The following is a 16,837-nucleotide window of genomic DNA, read 5'->3' as shown; positions in this document are numbered from 1 at the left end:
TTACAATACTTTCAGTTCGTCACGACCGCGCACTCCCAGCCGTCGTAGTCCAGCTGGAAGGCCGCGGCCCAGGATTGCATCATGGAGGAGACCGGCGAGAACGAGGCCTCGTCGACCGCCATCGTGGTTTCGAGGATGGTGCAGTCGTCCTGTCCCCGCGTCAGGAACCCCGCCCGCCGCGCCACCTCGTTCAGGTCGTCGTGGGCTCCGTCCCCGTAGAAGTAGAACAGGGTGTGCCGCGGCGTGACGCCGCTGTCGCCATGCGCCGCCAGCGACGCCCGGACCATGGCGTCGCGCTCTTCGTGAGGGACGTCGGCGTCGGACACGGGGCGGGGCTCCTTGCGCGCGCGGACCCGACGCGGGCGATGCCGGCGCGGGGCGGTTCGGGTTGTCGGTTAAGCGGCCCGTCTAAAGACGGGGCGGCGAGGGAGCAAGCGCTTATCCGTCCGACCGCGCATCGATCCAGGCGGGCAGGTCCGCGATGCGGTCGAGCGCGCCATAGCGCGGGTGGGCTTCGGGCGCGTCCGCCAGTTCGTGGGCCCAGGTGATGGCGTAGGGGATGTGGACGGCGAAGGCGCCGGCCTCCAGGGCCGGCAGCACATCCGACCTCATCGAATTTCCGGCCATTACGGCCTCGTCGGCGCTCGTTCCATGGCGGGCGAAGACGCGTTCGTAGGTCGCCCGATCCTTCTCCGACACGATTTCCACGGCCGCGAACAGGTCGCCCAGGCCCGAGGCCGCCAGCTTGCGCTCCTGGTCCAGCAGATCGCCCTTGGTGATCAGCACCAGCCGATAGCGCTCGGACAGCCGGGCCAGGGCCTCGTCGACGCCGGGCAGGGTCTCGACCGGATGCGCCAGCATCTCGCGGCCGGCGGCGAGAATTTCGCGAATGGCGCCGGCCGGCGGCTCGCCGTCGCACATCTCCATCGCCGTCTCGATCATCGACAGGGTGAAACCCTTCACGCCGTAGCCATAGAGCCGGAGATTGCGCCGCTCAATCTCGGCCAGTCGCGCCTCGATGGCGGCGTTGTCGTGATCCGTCAGCAGATCGAGAAAGCGAGCCTGCGTCAGCCGGAAGACGGTCTCGTTGTGCCAGAGGGTGTCGTCGGCATCGAGGCCGACCGTGGTGATGGTCATCCCGGCTCCCTGGCCCAGGAGCCCGGGCCATGCAAGTCCGCCCCGCAGCCGATCTTCGCCGCCGGCCGGCATGGTGAACGGTCATTGACCCTGTTTGTAAGCGATGCATTTCGAGATCGGGGCATATCCTGAACCGTTGGGGGGCTTTGCGAGATCGGCTGAGGAGTCGGATCATTGGCGGAAGTCCGCAACGAGGGCCAGGCCGACGACGGGTGGGATAAAGCCGCCTATCCGAACCTCCGCGCGCCGCTCGGCGAACGCCGGTCCTACGCCGCGCCCTATGAAAGCCTGACCTTCACCCTGATCACCCGGGGCGGGCGCGAATTGACGGTGACGCTGGCGGCGCAGCCGGTGTTCGACCTGAACCGTTCCGTTCCGGTCAGCCGCCGGATCCGCCGCCGGGTCCGGCATCAGGGCGGGGAGCAGGCGCTCCTGGGTCTGGGACGCCGGACGCTGGAGTCGGCCGATCTCAGACGCATCGACCTGCAGACCCTGAACAACGGGCTCGACCTGCTGCAGCTGGGAGCCAGCGACAGCGGCGTCGTGCCGGCCTTCTGGCGCACGGTCGCGTCCAGCGGTGGCCGTTTCGCCCTGCTGTGCGCCGAGCTTCAGCACGAGGCCGCGCCCGGCACGCTGCTGGTCGAGGTCATGGGCGGGCTCGAACAGGCTCCGCCCGAAACCATCGCCGAGGCCATCGCCCATTTCGAGACGGCGTCGCTGGGCGTCATCCTGCACATCGCCCCCGATGCGTCGGCGGCCCGCCGCCTGTCCGGCGCCCGCGCGCAATGCCTGGCCATCGACTTCGCCGGAGTGGAACACGAGACCGCCCGCGACTGGCGTCCGGCCTCCGAACTGATCGGCGCGGCGCGTCTGGCCTGCCCCCAGGTGATGCTGCTGAACCTTCGTCCCGATCGCGGCCTGGCGGCGCAGGCGGCCGGCGCCACCCATGCGGTGTTCGCGGGCATGGCGCCGATCACGGCCTGATCTTTTGGCGGCGCATGTTGACGATGGCTCCGCGCACGGGCCTTGTTCGGGGCCATGCAAACCACCCTCCCGGCCCGACTCTACGGCTGCCCCGATGCCTGGGCGCGGGAGCGAACCGCCGTGTTCGGCCGCGCCTGGCTGTTTCTCGGCCATGAGGCCGAGGCGGCTGAGCCCGGCGACTGGATCGCAACGGATGTCGCCGGTCACCGCCTGCTCGCCCTGCGCGGCAAGGACGGGCTCCTGCGGGCCTTTCACAATGTCTGCCGCCACCGCGCGGGGCCCCTGGTTTCCGGCGCGCGGGGACACTGCGAGGGCGAACTGGTCTGCGGCTACCACGGCTGGCGCTACGCGCTGGACGGGCGGCTGCGGTCGGCGGCCGGATTCGGCGCGGTCGAGGGCTTCGATCCCCGCGATTTCGGCCTGCTGACCCTGCGGCTCGAAACCTGGCGCGGTCTGGCCTTCGCCACCCTGGACTCCGGGGCGGCCCCGCTCGCCGATCATATCGCGCCGCTGGAGGCCCTGCTGGCCGGGCGCGGCCTGTCCATCGCGGCGCCCGCCCTGCGCCGTAGCCACGACCTGGCCTGCGACTGGAAGATCTACGCCGAGAACTATCTTGAGGGCTATCACATCGGCTCGGTCCACCCGGTGCTGGCCGATGAATTGGGCTCGGCCGATTATCAGGTCCGGGTGGAAGGCGATCTGGTCGTGCAACAGGCCCTGGGCGTCAATGACGGGCCCCAAGCCGGCGTGTGGGGCTGGCTGTGGCCCAATCTGGGGATCAACGTCTATCGGGACGGAGCCATGATCGAGCGGATGACCCCGGTCGGTCCGGGGCGCACGCGGCTCGACTACCTGTTTCTCAGCGACGACGGGGAGGGCGCGCTGGGCGAGGCGCTGGCCGCCTCGGACCGCCTGACCGCCGAGGACGCCGCCATCTGCGAGGCCGTGCAGACCAATCTGTCCGCGGGCGCCTACGATCGTGGCGTCCTCAGCCCCCGGCACGAGGTCGCCGTGGCCTGGTTCCAGTCGCGGATCGCCGAGGTTCACCCGTGACCCACGCCCCGATCGAGGACCGGAACAAGCTGGGCTGGGGCCTCGCAGCCCTGGTGGTCGCGGGAAACATGATCGGCTCGGGCGTCTATCTGCTGCCCGCCACCCTCGCTCCGGTCGGGTCCTCGAGCGTGGTGGGCTGGGGCGTCGCCGGCCTCGGCGCGGTCACTCTGGCGCTCGTGTTCGCTGCTCTGGGCCGCCTGCAACCGGACGCCGACGGCCTGTCGGGCTTCGCCGAGCGGGGGCTGGGCCGCTTCTTCGGCTTCCAGACGGCGCTGGCCTTCTGGACCGCATGCCTCGTGGGCAATGTGGCCATCGCCGTGGCGGCCACCGGCTATCTCGGCTTTTTCTTTCCCGTGCTGAAGGAGCCGGTGGCGGCCACGTTCTGCAATCTGGGCCTCATCTGGCTGACCACCGGCGCCTACATCCTGGGAGCGCGGACGGCTTCGCGGTTCGCGGCCCTGGCCCTGGCCATCGGCCTCGTTCCCATCGTGGTCGCCGTGGCCGCCGGGGTCATGGCGTTCAGCGGCGAGACCTTCGCCGCCTCATGGAGTCCGTCGGGAAACAGCCTGGCCGAAAGCGTTCCGGCCTCACTGGCCGTGATCTTCTGGGCCTTTCTGGGGGTAGAGAGCGCCGCGGTGCTGTCGGCGCGCGTCCGGCATCCGGCGCGGGATGTCGGCCGGGCCTCGATCGCCGGAGTGTTGCTGGCGTCGCTCGTCTATGTCGCAGCCAGCGTGGCGGTGTTCGGGGTGATCCCCGCCGGCGTCCTGGCCCAGTCCTCCAGCCCCTACGCCGACCTGACGGCGCGGGTGTTCGGAGCCTCGATCGGGGCGGCGGTCGCGGCCGCGGCCGTGGTCAAGGCTGTCGGCACGCTCAGCGGGTGGGTCATGCTGGGCGGCGAGACGGCGCGGGCCGCCGCGCGCCACGGCTATCTGCCCTCGGGCTTCGGCGCGGGCGACCACACGCCGATCGCCAATCCGCTGCTGGGCGGGGCGATCATGAGCGTGGTGGCGGTCATCTCGGGCCAGCCCACGCTGGGCGGTCAGTTCGGCATGCTGGTCGGGGTGACCTCGGTGCTCAGCCTGGTTGTCTATGGCCTCTGCTCGGCGTCGCTGTTCCGGCTGGCGCGATGGACGCGGGCGCGGGGTGTGGCGGCGCTGGGCCTGCTGTTCACCTCGGCAGCGGTGATCGCGGCGGCTCCCGGCTATATCCTGCCGACAGCGATCTTCTTCGTCGTGACCACGGGGATATGGTTCGCCTTCATGCGCAAGCCGGCGGTGCCCGTTGACCCCGAGGCGGCGCCTCTTTAGCAACGCCGCCGTTTGCTCGCCGGGATTCGGTGCTAGGGAGCCTGCCATGACCACCCAGCTTCTTCCCGGCGTCACCGGCGTGCTCGCGCTCGCGGACGGCACCATCCTGCAGGGCCTCGGCTGCGGCGCGACCGGGTCGGCCCTCGGCGAGGTGGTCTTCAACACCGCCATGACGGGTTATCAGGAGATCCTGACCGATCCCTCCTACATGAGCCAGATCCTGGCCTTCACCTTCCCCCACGTCGGCAACACCGGGACCAACGTCGAGGATCTGGAGCAGATCGGCGGCGGGTCCGAGACCTCGGCGCGCGGCGCCATCTTCCGCGACGCGCCGACCGATCCGGCCAACTGGCGCGCCGACAGCTCATTCGACGACTGGATGAAGCGGCGCGGCGTGGTCGGTCTGGCCGGCGTGGACACCCGCGCCCTGACCGCCCTGATCCGCGACGGCGGCGCCCCGCATGCGGTGATCGCCCATGATCCGGACGGAAAGTTCGATCTCGACGCCCTGGTGGCGCAGGCGAAGGCGTGGACCGGTCTGGTCGGCCTGGACCTCGCAAAGCCCGCCTCGACGCTGCAGGCGTTCGACTGGGACGAAGGGCTGTGGGACTGGCCGGAAGGCTACCCGCGGGTGGACGCCGCCGGCAGGTCGGTGGTGGTGGTCGACTATGGCGTGAAGCGCAACATCCTGCGGGCCCTGGCCTCGACCGGGGCGAGGATCACCGTGGTCCCCGCGACTGCCTCAGCCGAGGAAATTCTGGCGCGCAGCCCCGATGGCGTGGTGCTGTCCAATGGGCCGGGCGATCCCGCGGCGACCGGGAAGTACGCCGTGCCCGAGATCAAGAAGCTGGTCGACAGCGGCACGCCCCTGTTCGGCATCTGCCTGGGCCACCAGATGCTGGCCCTGGCCCTCGGGGCGAAGACCGTCAAGATGGATCAGGGTCACCATGGAGCGAACCATCCGGTCAAGGACCTGACGACCGGCAAGGTCGAGATCGTGTCGATGAACCACGGCTTCACCGTCGACCGCGACAGTCTGCCGGACGCGGTCACCGAGACCCACGTCAGCCTGTTCGACGGCACCAACTGCGGTATCGCCCTGAAGGATCGGCCGGTGTTCAGCGTCCAGCATCACCCGGAGGCCTCGCCGGGCCCGACCGACAGCCTGTATCTGTTCCAGCGGTTCGCGGACTTGATGAAGGCCTGACCGCCTATTCGAAGCCGAAGCGAACAGCGACGCTGACGAGGGCGTCCTCGCCGTCGTGCGATCGCATCAGCATCGAGACGTAGCGCACAGGCCCCAGCCGGCGGCCCGAGGCGGCGGCGACGGCCTCGGCCTGGGCGCGGGCGCGGGCGATGCCGTCGGCCGTCGCGGCGTTCCAGACCGCCTCGCCGGGATCGCCGGCCGTATCAAGGCCCAGAAGCGACAGGAAGGGCTGCATCGGGCCCAGATTGAGACCAGTCAGACTGTCATTCAGATCGGTGACCCCGGCCTCCACCAGGGCGTCGACGAAACCCGGGAGCCGGGTCTCATTGGGCCGCTGCAGCGTGACCGTCGTCGACGCCGTCACAGTGGGCGCGATCGCCTCATCGTCGGCCATCACCGCCGCCGCCGCGGCATCGACGACCTCGGTTTCATCCATGTCGCTGTAGTCGACCACCGGAGACTCCGCCGTGGACGTCAGCCAGCTCGGCGTTTCGACGATGGCGTAGGTGGTCTCGCCGACCTCCATCGCCACGTCGAACCGGTTGGCGACCGAGCGGATGCGCTCCAGCCGGGCGTTGCGGTCGGCCACGGCCTCGACGGCCGTCTTGCCGGTTCCCTTGACTGTCAGGGTCATGGGCGCAGCGGCGGCGGCAGGCAGGGGCGCGCGGCCCTGCGCGGTGACAAACACCCCTGGAGCTCCCGCCATAGATTCCGCCACGCTCTGACCGAACTGATCAACCGCGGCGGCGACCGGCCCGGCGATGTCCTGGGCGGCGGCGGGCGTGGTCGAGATAGCGGCCGCCGTCGCGATGCAGAGAATGGCTTTCATGAGTGGTTCCCCCCGGAGATGCGCCTGTACACAACCACGGCCCTGACCGCCTGACCAGATGCGAGGGCGTCTGGCGCCGGTTCGCCGGTCGGGCCAGGATGGGGCGCCATGTCGGGGGAGCACGCCACTTGACCGCACAATCCGTCGAAGCTCCGGAGGAGGGGGTGCCACACGACGCGCCCCTGGCCTCGCCGACGGTCACGGCCGGCGGCATGACCCGGTCCGGTGCGGCCCGGATCGACGCGATCGATCGGCTGCGCGGTCTGGTGATCGTGCTGATGGTGCTGGACCATGTGCGCGACTTCTTTCATCGGGCGGCCTTCACCGCCGATCCCCTCGGGCTGGAGTCCGGCGATCCGGCGCTGTTCATGACCCGCTGGGCGACGCACCTGTGCGCCCCGACCTTCGTCTTTCTGGCGGGGGTGTCGGTGTTCTTGCAGCGCGCGAACGGCAAGAACCGGATCGACCTGAGTCGCTTTCTGGCGACGCGCGGCGCGTGGCTGATCCTGCTGGAGCTGACCATAGTCCAGTGGGGCTTCAACTTCGGCGGGGGCCTGTTCCTGCAGGTGATCTGGGCCATCGGCGCCTCGATGCTGGCGATGGCGGCGCTGATCTGGCTTCCACGCCAAACGCTGCTGGCGCTTGGGGCGGTGATCGTCGCCGGGCATCAGCTGGTGGCCCCGATCGATCCTTCCGATCTGGGCGCCTTCGGGCCGGCCTGGAATGCGACGCTGGAGTTTGGACCGGGGCTGGGAGGATTCGTCGCCTATCCCTTTGTGCCCTGGCTGGGGGTGATGCTGCTCGGCTACGGGCTTGGCGGCCTGTTCCAGCAACAGGAAGGCCCGCGGGCCCGAACGATCCTGATGCTGGCGGGCGGGCTTCTGGCCCTGTTCGCGGTGGTGCGCGGGATAAACCTCTACGGCGACCCACGACCATGGGCGGCGCAGCCCGAGCCGCTGTGGACCGCCCTGTCCTTCATCAACGTCAGCAAATATCCGCCATCGCTGGACTATGTGCTGGTCACACTCGGCGTGTCGCTGGCCCTGCTCCCGGGTCTGGCCCGACTGGGCGGACCGTTGGCGAGCAGATTGGAGACCTTCGGCCGCACACCGCTGTTCACCTATGTGCTGCACGTTTTTCTGGCCCACGGGCTGGCGCTGGCGGTCGGGACGGCGATGGGCGTGCCGCCGTCGGCCTTCTTCAACATGCTGGGTGATCCCGGCCGGGTGATCCAGGCGGAGTGGGGCTTCGGTCTGGCGGGGGTCTATGTCGCCTGGCTGGCGGTCCTGGCGCTCCTCTATCCGCTGTCGCGCTGGTTCGAAGGCGTCAAACGCCGCCGGCGCGACTGGTGGCTGGGGTATCTCTAGGGAAGGGGGGCGAAGCTCTTCTCTTCCCGCAGGGCGCTGGCCTTGCGGACGGCCACGGGCGCGGCGTGCAGCCAGTAGTCGGCGTCGTCGTACCGGCGGCTTCGTAGCCGTTCGGCGCCGCGTCTGCGCCTCAGGGCCGCATTCTCAAGCAGGCGGGCGTGCAGGGCGCGAGGCGGCAGGGACTGAATGGCTGGGGAACCGGGGACGGCGACGGCGTCGGGACCGTGGGGCTCCACCGCCGGACGGGCGATGGTCATGAACATGGGCGGGCCTTCACTCTCGAGCGGATCCGCGATCTTCGCCGCGGGGCCGCCTGTCTCCGTCGCCTTCTGTGACGGGCACATGGTTAATCCACAGGCATGTGGATAGTTCCGTTATTGGAAGAAAACTATGCGTATTTTCAGGCAGTTATCGCCGCTCTTTGGCCTTTGTGGTTAACGAAAGGTAAAAGGCCCCGCAGGCTGAGTCGCGCGCTATAAGACGCTCGTGCGCTTCGACGACCGCTTCCTTGAAGAACTGAAGGCCCGCCTTCGCCCGTCCGACATCATCGGACGGACGGTGAAGCTCAAGCGGCAGGGACGCGAGTACGTCGGCCTGTCGCCCTTCACCAAGGAGAAGTCGCCGTCCTTCTTCGTCAATGACGACAAGGGGTTCTTCCACGACTTCTCGTCGGGCAAGCACGGCGACGTCATCAGCTTCCTGCAGGAGACCGAGCGGCTGTCCTTCGTCGAGGCGGTGCAGCGGTTGGCCGGCGAGGCGGGCATGGCCCTGCCGGCCGAGGATCCGCAGGCGGCCGAGCGCGAGGCGAAGAAGCAGGGCCTGACCGACTGGATGGATCTGGCCCAGAAATGGTTCGCCGCCAATCTGCGCCGCTCGCCCGGCAAGGCGGCGCGAGAATATCTGGAAAAGCGCGGCCTGCCCGAGGACCAGTGGGAGCGGTTCGGCCTCGGCTATGCGCCGAACGACCGCGAGGGGCTGAAGAACGCCCTGGTCCAGCGCGGGGCCAGGCCGGGCGATCTGGTCGAGGCGGGGATGCTGATCGCGCCCGAGAGCGGCGGGCAGCCCTATGACCGGTTCCGCGACCGGCTCATGTTCCCCATCCTCGACGCGCGCGGTCGGATCGTCAGCTTCGGCGGCCGGGCCATGAACCCCGACGACCGCGCCAAATATCTGAATGGCCCGGAGAGCCCGCTCTTCCACAAGGGCGCGACCCTGTACGGCCTGCCCGAGGCGCGCCGCATCCTCGGGGCCGAGAGCAAAAGCGATCAGGCCATCGTGGTGGTCGAGGGCTATATGGACGTCATCGCCTGCCATCGCGCGGGCATTCCCGCTGTCGCGCCGATGGGCACCGCCCTGACCGAGGAGCAGATGGAGCGGCTGTGGCGCGTCTCGCACGAGCCGGTCCTGTGTTTCGACGGCGACGCGGCGGGACGCAGGGCGGCCTATCGCGCCATCGACCGGGCCCTACCGCAGCTGAAGTCGGGGCGATCATTCCGCTTCGCCTTGCTGGAGGGTGGTCAGGACCCCGACGACATCCTGCGCGACAAGGGCGCGCCGGCCCTGCGGCAGGCCATGACCACGACACGGCCGTTCGCCGAGGTGCTGTTCCAGAAGGAGGCGGAGGTCGAGCCGCTGGATTCGCCGGAGCGCCGCGCCGGGCTGAAGGGCCGGCTGCGTCAGGCCGCCTCGGCCATCCAGGACAAGGATCTGGCGGAACAGTATCGACGGGAACTGTTCGACCGTTTCGACGCCCTGTTCCCGGCGCGCCGCGCGCCGCAGGGCCAGCCGGCGACAAGCTCTGGCGGACGCTGGCGGCCGGGCCCGCCGCCCAAACTGGGCCAGACCGCCGAGGGCGCCCAGGCGATGCAGTCGTTGAGCCGTTCCATCGAGCCGGTGGCCGCGGCCCTCGCCCACGGCGCCATCGACGATCCGGAACGGATGGACGATCATCTGGAGGCGATCTCGTCGCATGGCTTCGGTGATCCGGCCCTGGACGGGCTGGCGCAGGAGATGGTCCGCCTGCGCTTCTCGGGTCAGGACCTTGACTCGGCGGCGCTGCGTCGCCATCTGGCGCAATCGGGTCACGATGCTTTAGTGCGCGAGGTCGAGAAGGCGGCGGCAAAGTCCGGCGCGCCTTTCCTGGCCGCAAATGCGCCCCTCGCCGAAGCAAGGGTCCGATGGTCGCAGGCGTTCGACGCGCTCACTCGCGTGGCGGCGCTGGAGGATGCACTGAGCTCGGCGGCAGGCATGCCGGGCCAGGACGAGGCGTTCCGCAGGCTGAAAGCCGAGCGGGATGCTTTGCGTCGCGCGATCAAAACCGGAGAGATTTGGGAAGACAGCGCGGGCTCGTAACCAACGAACCCGCCACACGTTGTATTTGGCGGACGGCCTGATCAGCCCTCCACCCGGAGAAGAGACTGTATGAGCGCCCAGACCGAGACGCAGGAAACCGAAGCCCAGAGCGACGGTCCGCTGCTCGACCTTACCGATGCCGGGGTAAAGAAATTTATCAAGCAGGCGAAGGCGCGGGGGTATGTGACGATGGAGGACCTGAACAAGGTCCTGCCCAGTGAGGAGGTCACGCCCGACGCGATCGAGGACACGCTGGCGATGCTGTCCGAGATGGGCGTCAACGTCGTCGAGGCCGAGGAAGACGCCGCCGAGACCACCGAGAAGGAGGGCGGCGAGGTCGTCGAACGCGCCGACACCTCGGTCGCCGAGACGCCGGCCAAGGCCGCCTATGACCGCACCGACGACCCGGTGCGGATGTATTTGAGGGAGATGGGGAGCGTCGAGCTGCTGAGCCGCGAGGGCGAGATCGCGATCGCGAAGCGGATCGAGGCGGGGCGGGACGCCATGATCTCGGGGCTGTGCGAGAGCGCCCTGACGTTCGAGGCCATCATGGTCTGGCGCGACGAGCTGGCCAACAACCGCATCCTGCTGCGCGAGGTCATCGACCTGGACGCCACCTACGGCGTGCTCAACCCCTCGTCCCTGCCGCACAACCAGCCCCCCGCCGGGGCGGTCCCGCCGCCCGCCGCCGAGCCGGAAGAGGGCGCCGAGCCCAAGCCGGAGACGGACGACGAGGAGGACGAGGATTTCGACGACGGCGGCGGCATGTCGATCTCGGCGCTGGAGGCGGAGCTGCGCGACGGCGTCATGGAGGTGCTGGACGCCGTGGCCGCCGACTTCGGCGCCTTCCGCAAGCTGCAGGACAAGCTGGTCGAGAGCCGGCTGAAGGGCGAACAGCTCAATCCCAAGGACCAGAAGGCCTATGACGCCCTGACGTCGACCATCTCGGGCCGGCTCAAGACGATGAAGCTGAACAACAACCGCATCGAGGCCCTGGTCGAGCAGCTCTACGCCATCAACAAGCGGCTGATGGGGCTGGAAGGCCGGCTGCTGCGCCTCGCCGACAGCTACGGCATCTCGCGTCCCGAATTCCTCAAATCCTATTTCGGCGCCGAGCTGGACCCGACCTGGGCCGAGCGGGTCAAGGAGATGGGCGTGCGCTGGACCAAGTTCAGCGACAACGAACAGGCCCAGATCGCCCAGATCCGCGGCGACGTCGCCGCCGTGGCCACCGAGGCCGGCCTGCCGATCGACGACTACCGCCGCATCGTCCAGACGGTGCAGAAAGGCGAGCGCGAGGCCCGTCAGGCCAAGAAGGAAATGGTCGAGGCCAACCTGCGCCTGGTCATCTCCATCGCCAAGAAATACACCAACCGCGGCCTTCAGTTCCTTGATCTCATTCAGGAAGGCAACATCGGCCTGATGAAGGCGGTCGACAAGTTCGAGTACCGCCGCGGCTACAAATTCAGCACCTACGCCACCTGGTGGATCCGTCAGGCGATCACCCGCTCGATCGCCGACCAGGCCCGCACCATCCGCATCCCGGTGCACATGATCGAGACGATCAACAAGATCGTCCGCACCAGCCGCCAGATGCTGCACGAGATCGGCCGCGAACCGACCCCGGAAGAACTGGCCGAGAAGCTGGCCATGCCGCTGGAGAAGGTCCGCAAGGTCCTGAAGATCGCCAAGGAGCCGATCAGCCTCGAGACCCCGATCGGGGACGAGGAGGATTCGCACCTGGGCGACTTCATCGAGGACAAGAACGCCATCCTGCCCATCGACGCGGCCATCCAGTCGAACCTGCGCGAGACCACGACCCGCGTGCTGGCCTCCCTGACGCCGCGCGAGGAGCGGGTGCTGCGCATGCGTTTCGGCATCGGCATGAACACCGACCACACCCTGGAAGAGGTCGGCCAGCAGTTCTCGGTCACCCGCGAACGCATCCGCCAGATCGAGGCCAAGGCGCTGCGCAAGCTGAAGCATCCGAGCCGGTCGCGGAAGCTGCGGTCGTTCCTGGACAGCTGATACGGACAGGGGGCGGCTCGCAGGGGCCGCCCTTTTTTCCGGCCCCGTGCGAGGACCGCGAGCCAAGGTTCATCACAAAGGGCACGAAGAATACACAAAGAACACAAAGAGTTCGGCGCGGCTGAGACAGCCGGGCCCGCGTCGATCCTTGAAGGCGGCGAAGCCGCAATTCGAGGACGGGCAGGTCGCGTCGACCAAGCCGCATCCCCGCTCCCTTCGTGTCCTTCGTGCCTTCTTCGTGGCCTTTGTGATGAACCTCGACTGGCGGCCCCAGCGCGAGTTTGGGACGGGATGACGCTTCGCGTCGGCGGCTTCGACCGGGAGAGAATTGGACGACGCGGAAAGCACGACATCGACGACGGCGGGAGGGAATTGGGCGACACGGGATACGCCTGCGTCCGGTTTTGACGCAGGGGCGTGGTCCGCTGCGGCCATGGACCATTTCCGTCTGAGAAAATATCGCGGCCCCGAGGTCTGGGCGCGGGTGCGGCTGGCCTATGAGGCCGGCGAGAGCGGGCCGTCGGTGGCCCGGCGGTTCGACGTCGGCCTGGCCAATCTAAGGAAGAAATGCCGGCGCGAGGGCTGGTCGCGGCGCCACCAGGCCGAGCGGTCCGACCGCGACCTGCCGGGCGAGCGGATCGCCGCCGCCGGCGCGGAGGCCCCGCCCGCGCCGGACGAGGTCCGCCGCCGCGCCGTCGACCGCGCCGCCGCCCTGCTGGCCGAAGGCCGGGCCGCGGAGGCCCTGGTCCAGCTGAAGGCGGCCGAGGCCCTGGCCCGGCTGGACGCGGTCGACGGGACGCCGGAGCCCACGGAAGAGGAAGAGGAAGCGGTGCGCCTCAAGGTCGGCCAGATCGTCGAGGACCGCGCCGTCGAACTGGCCCATGAAATGCTGGCCGAGGGCGTCCGCCCCGGCGTCCGCTGGGGCGGCTTCGCCCTGCGCTGGCGGGCGCAGACCTATGGCGCCGGGGCGGCGGAGGCGGACCGCCGGGCGGCCGAGGCCGAGGGCTGGGCGGACCGGTATTGGGACGCGGACGGGCGGCTGCGGGAGCGGGAGCCGGGGGAGATGTAAGGGGAGGGGTCAGGCGTTCGGGGGCCCGCGAGAAGCGGGGCGGAGCCGCCCCGGCCCTGCGCTGGCGCGCCCGCGCGCCGGGCCCGGAAAAGGCGGCGCCGGACGTCGCCCGCGGCGTGGAGGGCGGATGGGCCGAGCGCTACTGGAACGAGGCCGACGACCTGTGGCCGCAGCACCCGCCGAACAGCCCCCCGGCGCGGATGCAGGCCCAGCACCAGCGGTTCTGCGCGGGGCGCCGGGAGATCGGGCGGGATTGGGAGGAGGAGGTGTGAGGGGGCGTCAGCTTTGCGCCAGAAGCGGACCTTGGCGCTGGGACGAGAAGCGGACACTCGCGGGAAGGGACCAGGGCATGACGCTCCGTGAATTAGGCGAAGCGTAACGAGAAGCTAAGCCAACTCCGGCATGGTCGGGGGATGAGCGGTATCGAACCCTTCCTGAAACCGCACGCCTATGCGAGCGCGCGTTTCGCGGCCGATCTTCCGCCGCTGACGGTCGACCAGACGCGCCAGGTCGAGGACTATCTGGCGAGGTATCCCGGGGAGACGTTCTGGTCTCCCCTTGCCCGCCGGGCGCTGATGGAGAGCTTCGTGCGGAGCCGGATCAATCCGGCAGACGGGCGGTCGCTGATCGACGCCATGGAGCGGGGCGACGTCGCGCCCGTACTCCCCGTCGATAACCGGACGCCCTACTTTCCGGCATCCAGGCCATGGACCAGCAAATGCACCGCGATCATCCGCGAGCGGGTGGCGCTCACCGTCCGGGTGCTGGGAGACCGCGCGCTCATACTGACGGAGAGGATGGCGCTCCACGTCGGCGATTTCGCCCACTATATGCAGAACAACGGCATCACAGACTATTTCGATGAAGTCGGCACACCGGCCATCGACGGGGCTTTGGCCGGCTTCGTCGAAATGCTTTCCGTCCGGGAGGTTGGGGCGCTGACCCACGCGATCATCAAGCGTGAGTACGGGGAGTTTCGACCGATCAGCATCGCGCGGGCCGATGAATTTCGCGGGGGACCAGCCGCCGTCGATCAGCCGGGAATCCGCCAACTGATTGAAGCCCGGCGAGCCGCTCACGCCCGGTTCGACAGTGAGTTTCGCCGGCTGGGAGTGAACCTGCCCGAACTCCTGGAGAAGGAACTGCGGCGGCTCTATCCTTGGGGAGCCTCGAGGCGGTAGCCGTTTTGCGCCAGGAGCGGACATCGACAAATTCGCACACAGCCGACCTTCTCTTTCTTGGATCGCGGAAGACGGAGCCGCCCGGTGATCGTGAAGGCGAGCGTCTGCGATTCTCCATTTTTTCGCCGCGAGACCGGCTAGCCGGGCCTTGACGCCGTTTTGAACCTTCCTAACTCCTCCACCGCCAGGCGCCGCAAGGGCCTGGCGGTCGGGAGGCGCTCCGCTTCCGGGCGCCTCTCCATGTCCAACTTGCTCGTTCGAGGAGATGGAAATGAGAACGGCATATGACTTTTCGCCCCTGTACCGGTCGATAATCGGCGTCGACCGCTTGGCGGACCTCATCGACAACGCGATGCGTAGCGACGGCGACCGAAGCTATCCGCCCTACGACGTGGAAAAGACCGGCGAGGACGGCTACCGGATCACCCTGGCCGCCGCCGGCTTCGCGGCCGACGAACTGGAGATCACGGCCCAGCCCAACCTGTTGGTCGTCTCTGGCCGCAAGATCCACGACGAAAAGGACGGCGAGCGCGCCTACCTGCACCGCGGGATCGCCGGGCGCGACTTCGAGCGCCGCTTCGAACTCGCCGACCACGTGGTCGTGACCTCGGCCGCCTATGACAATGGCGTGCTGGCGATCGACCTGGTCCGTGAGGTGCCGGAGGCGCTCAAGCCGCGGCGCATCGAGATCGCCGCGTCCGGCGAACCGCCCGCGATGCGCCGTATCGACAACCCTCAGCCGGAGCGCCAGGCTGCCTGACCGGCCGGCGTCCTCCAGCCTCGGAGTCGAGGCGGCGAGGCTCCGTCTCGACTCCTCCCGCAAGCCAGAAGAGGAGAAGCATGATGAACGTACGTGATCTTGTTCCCTGGAGCCGGCCCGGCGACCGGGACCGCAATTTGCCGGTCGAGGGCTCCGCTGAGAGCCCGCTGTTCACCCTTCACCGCGAGGTGAACCGGCTGTTCGACGACGTCTTCCGCGGGTTCGACGCCCCCGGCCTGTGGGGCGGCCGCCCTACCTGGCCCCAGATCGAGGTCCAGGACCACGATCGCGAGTACCGGGTGACGGCCGAGCTGCCCGGGCTGGAGGAAAAGGACGTCGAGATCCTGTTCGAGGACGGCGTGCTGACCCTGCGCGGCGAGAAGCGCCAGGAGACCGAGGACCGCAGCCGCGCCTTCAGCGAGCGCGTCTACGGCCGGTTCGAGCGGCGGCTCTCGCTCGGCGACATCGATGAGGACGCGATCCAGGCGACCTTCCGCAACGGGGTGCTGACGGTGATCGCGCCCAAGTCCGAGCAAAGCCGGGAACGGGCGAGACGGATCCCGATCAATACCGGGATGACCAGCCACTGATCGCCGGCGCCGGCCCCATCCGGGGCCGGCGCCTTCCCTCCCCGCATGAACGCCCTTGGGAGAAAGGAGAAGACAGGAGAGACGATGATGCGGCTTGCGACCTCGGAACAAATCTTCGAACCCTACGGCGATATGCCGTACAGCCTCAGGACCGCCCTTGAACGCGGCGTCCGGCCGGCCGTGGGATTCCAGCACCCGACCGAGGTGCTGAAGGACCGGGATCTGACGTATGATGAGAAGCGCGAGATTCTCTCGTCCTGGGCATCGGACGCCTCGGCGCTGCGGGACGATCCACGCCTGCGATGGCTGCTCGGCACGGCCGGGCCCGTCCCGCTGGACGAGGTGTGTGCGGCGCTGAAACGCCTGGACGCAATGGCGCCCGCCAAGGACGCCCCGACCCACTGACCTATCCACAACACTCGGAACTCGACCATGCGCATCATCGATGTCCGGCCGCTTGCCGACGGCTGGACGGTCCGGAGCGATCAGATCGAAAACGATCTCGTCTTTCTCAGCGGGCGGGCGGCCGAATGCGCCGCCATGGAACTCGCCAACCGGCTCGCCAAGGCGGGAACGCCCTGCGAGATTCATATCCACCTGCGAGACGGCTCGCTGGGCGGCCGCTTCTTGAGCCCAGCGCTCATCTCTCCCGAGAAGGGAGCTGAGCCGCGACTTCGCGATCCTGCTATTGTACTAGAGGCGGCGTAGCCCCGGGAGCCAAGGGCGGTGACGGGCCAGGAACAAGTCGGTGAAGCGCCAATAGCGGACTTTCCGCCCGGCAGGCAAAACAGACCTTCGAAGTACGTCGCCAACGCTTTCGCTTTGATACGTTATCTGTATTGAACGACCGCAGTCACGACGCGGACCAGCCCGTCCTCACCGAACTTGTATCTAGACCCATTCGACGCCTGCTCGTCATTGGTGGTGACTTACGCGAACAACCTGACGCCGAGCGCGATAGCGGAAGGCTGTG

18 protein-coding genes are annotated in these 16,837 nt (G+C 68.6%); 14 read left to right on the top strand and 4 right to left on the bottom strand.

The features are described from left to right. Positions 1-11 precede the first annotated feature (11 nt). Both Q8Q71_RS04495 and Q8Q71_RS04490 read right to left on the bottom strand, forming a co-directional pair. Positions 12-326, bottom strand: a complete 315-nt coding sequence (locus Q8Q71_RS04495; protein WP_305758441.1) for a ribonuclease E inhibitor RraB — start codon at positions 324-326, stop codon at positions 12-14. Between the two features lie 112 nt (positions 327-438). Then, positions 439-1,137, bottom strand: coding sequence for an HAD family hydrolase (locus Q8Q71_RS04490; protein ID WP_305758440.1), 699 nt, complete (start codon positions 1,135-1,137; stop codon positions 439-441). A 174-nt stretch (positions 1,138-1,311) separates the two neighbouring features. On the opposite strand from Q8Q71_RS04490, the gene Q8Q71_RS04485 reads away from it, so the two are divergent. From Q8Q71_RS04485 to carA, 4 genes are read left to right on the top strand one after another with little or no spacing between them, the layout of a single operon-like run. Then, positions 1,312-2,121 (top strand): hypothetical protein, encoded by an 810-nt coding sequence (locus tag Q8Q71_RS04485; protein ID WP_305758439.1) that lies wholly within the window; start codon positions 1,312-1,314, stop codon positions 2,119-2,121. Positions 2,122-2,175: 54 nt separating this feature from the next. Further along, entirely contained in the window at positions 2,176-3,174 is a 999-nt protein-coding gene (locus Q8Q71_RS04480; protein ID WP_305758438.1) for an aromatic ring-hydroxylating dioxygenase subunit alpha, read from the top strand. Continuing rightward, a complete protein-coding gene (locus Q8Q71_RS04475) occupies positions 3,171-4,481 on the top strand; it encodes an amino acid permease (RefSeq protein ID WP_305758437.1) in 1,311 nt (436 codons plus the stop codon). Before Q8Q71_RS04480 ends, Q8Q71_RS04475 begins: the two co-directional genes overlap by 4 nt. Before the next feature lie 46 nt (positions 4,482-4,527). Continuing rightward, entirely contained in the window at positions 4,528-5,688 is a 1,161-nt protein-coding gene (carA, locus tag Q8Q71_RS04470; RefSeq protein ID WP_305758436.1) for a glutamine-hydrolyzing carbamoyl-phosphate synthase small subunit, read from the top strand. A gap of 4 nt (positions 5,689-5,692) precedes the next feature. On the opposite strand, the gene Q8Q71_RS04465 is transcribed toward carA, so the two are convergent. Next, positions 5,693-6,517, bottom strand: coding sequence for an SIMPL domain-containing protein (locus Q8Q71_RS04465; RefSeq protein WP_305758435.1), 825 nt, complete (start codon positions 6,515-6,517; stop codon positions 5,693-5,695). Positions 6,518-6,645: 128 nt separating this feature from the next. Between Q8Q71_RS04465 and Q8Q71_RS04460 the strand changes: the two genes are divergently transcribed. Next, positions 6,646-7,884 (top strand): DUF1624 domain-containing protein, encoded by a 1,239-nt coding sequence (locus tag Q8Q71_RS04460; protein ID WP_305758434.1) that lies wholly within the window; start codon positions 6,646-6,648, stop codon positions 7,882-7,884. On the opposite strand, the gene Q8Q71_RS04455 is transcribed toward Q8Q71_RS04460, so the two are convergent. Continuing rightward, entirely contained in the window at positions 7,881-8,147 is a 267-nt protein-coding gene (locus Q8Q71_RS04455; protein ID WP_305758433.1) for a hypothetical protein, read from the bottom strand. The two genes, Q8Q71_RS04460 and Q8Q71_RS04455, sit on opposite strands and share 4 nt — an antisense overlap. A 223-nt stretch (positions 8,148-8,370) precedes the next feature. On the opposite strand from Q8Q71_RS04455, the gene dnaG reads away from it, so the two are divergent. The 9 genes from dnaG to Q8Q71_RS04410 all read left to right on the top strand — a co-directional run bounded on the left by dnaG (position 8,371) and on the right by Q8Q71_RS04410 (position 16,572). Next, entirely contained in the window at positions 8,371-10,236 is a 1,866-nt protein-coding gene (gene dnaG, locus Q8Q71_RS04450; protein ID WP_305758432.1) for a DNA primase, read from the top strand. A gap of 69 nt (positions 10,237-10,305) precedes the next feature. After that, a complete protein-coding gene (rpoD, locus tag Q8Q71_RS04445) occupies positions 10,306-12,264 on the top strand; it encodes an RNA polymerase sigma factor RpoD (protein ID WP_305758431.1) in 1,959 nt (652 codons plus the stop codon). A gap of 433 nt (positions 12,265-12,697) precedes the next feature. Beyond that, a complete protein-coding gene (locus Q8Q71_RS04440; RefSeq protein WP_305758430.1) occupies positions 12,698-13,333 on the top strand; it encodes a hypothetical protein in 636 nt (211 codons plus the stop codon). Between the two features lie 116 nt (positions 13,334-13,449). Beyond that, positions 13,450-13,605 (top strand): hypothetical protein, encoded by a 156-nt coding sequence (locus Q8Q71_RS04435; RefSeq protein WP_305758429.1) that lies wholly within the window; start codon positions 13,450-13,452, stop codon positions 13,603-13,605. Positions 13,606-13,746: 141 nt separating this feature from the next. Next, positions 13,747-14,514 (top strand): hypothetical protein, encoded by a 768-nt coding sequence (locus Q8Q71_RS04430; RefSeq protein ID WP_305758428.1) that lies wholly within the window; start codon positions 13,747-13,749, stop codon positions 14,512-14,514. Between the two features lie 271 nt (positions 14,515-14,785). Then, complete coding sequence (locus tag Q8Q71_RS04425) at positions 14,786-15,274, top strand: Hsp20 family protein (RefSeq protein ID WP_305758427.1); 489 nt, start codon at positions 14,786-14,788, stop codon at positions 15,272-15,274. A gap of 83 nt (positions 15,275-15,357) precedes the next feature. Beyond that, on the top strand, positions 15,358-15,864 hold the full coding sequence (locus Q8Q71_RS04420) for an Hsp20/alpha crystallin family protein (RefSeq protein WP_305758426.1): 507 nt from the start codon (positions 15,358-15,360) through the stop codon (positions 15,862-15,864). Between the two features lie 87 nt (positions 15,865-15,951). Then, positions 15,952-16,269, top strand: a complete 318-nt coding sequence (locus tag Q8Q71_RS04415; RefSeq protein WP_305758425.1) for a hypothetical protein — start codon at positions 15,952-15,954, stop codon at positions 16,267-16,269. A gap of 27 nt (positions 16,270-16,296) precedes the next feature. Then, a complete protein-coding gene (locus Q8Q71_RS04410) occupies positions 16,297-16,572 on the top strand; it encodes a hypothetical protein (RefSeq protein WP_305758424.1) in 276 nt (91 codons plus the stop codon). Positions 16,573-16,837: the final 265 nt, after the last annotated feature.

Origin of the sequence: Brevundimonas sp. (assembly GCF_030704825.1) — a bacterium.
Taxonomy (GTDB): Bacteria; Pseudomonadota; Alphaproteobacteria; order Caulobacterales; family Caulobacteraceae; genus Brevundimonas.
Note: the sequence above shows the minus strand (reverse complement) of the source record. Positions and strands in the feature narration are given on the sequence as shown.

Excerpts from the sequence above, each read along its gene's own strand:
- Q8Q71_RS04490 (WP_305758440.1), bottom strand. The coding sequence starts at position 1,137 with ATGACCATCACCACGGTCGGCCTCGATGCCGACGACACCCTCTGGCAC.
- Q8Q71_RS04480 (WP_305758438.1), top strand. The coding sequence starts at position 2,176 with ATGCAAACCACCCTCCCGGCCCGACTCTACGGCTGCCCCGATGCCTGG.
- carA (WP_305758436.1), top strand. The coding sequence starts at position 4,528 with ATGACCACCCAGCTTCTTCCCGGCGTCACCGGCGTGCTCGCGCTCGCG.
- Q8Q71_RS04465 (WP_305758435.1), bottom strand. The coding sequence starts at position 6,517 with ATGAAAGCCATTCTCTGCATCGCGACGGCGGCCGCTATCTCGACCACG.
- Q8Q71_RS04455 (WP_305758433.1), bottom strand. The coding sequence starts at position 8,147 with ATGTTCATGACCATCGCCCGTCCGGCGGTGGAGCCCCACGGTCCCGAC.
- rpoD (WP_305758431.1), top strand. The coding sequence starts at position 10,306 with ATGAGCGCCCAGACCGAGACGCAGGAAACCGAAGCCCAGAGCGACGGT.
- Q8Q71_RS04440 (WP_305758430.1), top strand. The coding sequence starts at position 12,698 with ATGGACCATTTCCGTCTGAGAAAATATCGCGGCCCCGAGGTCTGGGCG.
- Q8Q71_RS04430 (WP_305758428.1), top strand. The coding sequence starts at position 13,747 with ATGAGCGGTATCGAACCCTTCCTGAAACCGCACGCCTATGCGAGCGCG.
- Q8Q71_RS04425 (WP_305758427.1), top strand. The coding sequence starts at position 14,786 with ATGAGAACGGCATATGACTTTTCGCCCCTGTACCGGTCGATAATCGGC.
- Q8Q71_RS04420 (WP_305758426.1), top strand. The coding sequence starts at position 15,358 with ATGAACGTACGTGATCTTGTTCCCTGGAGCCGGCCCGGCGACCGGGAC.
- Q8Q71_RS04415 (WP_305758425.1), top strand. The coding sequence starts at position 15,952 with ATGCGGCTTGCGACCTCGGAACAAATCTTCGAACCCTACGGCGATATG.
- Q8Q71_RS04410 (WP_305758424.1), top strand. The coding sequence starts at position 16,297 with ATGCGCATCATCGATGTCCGGCCGCTTGCCGACGGCTGGACGGTCCGG.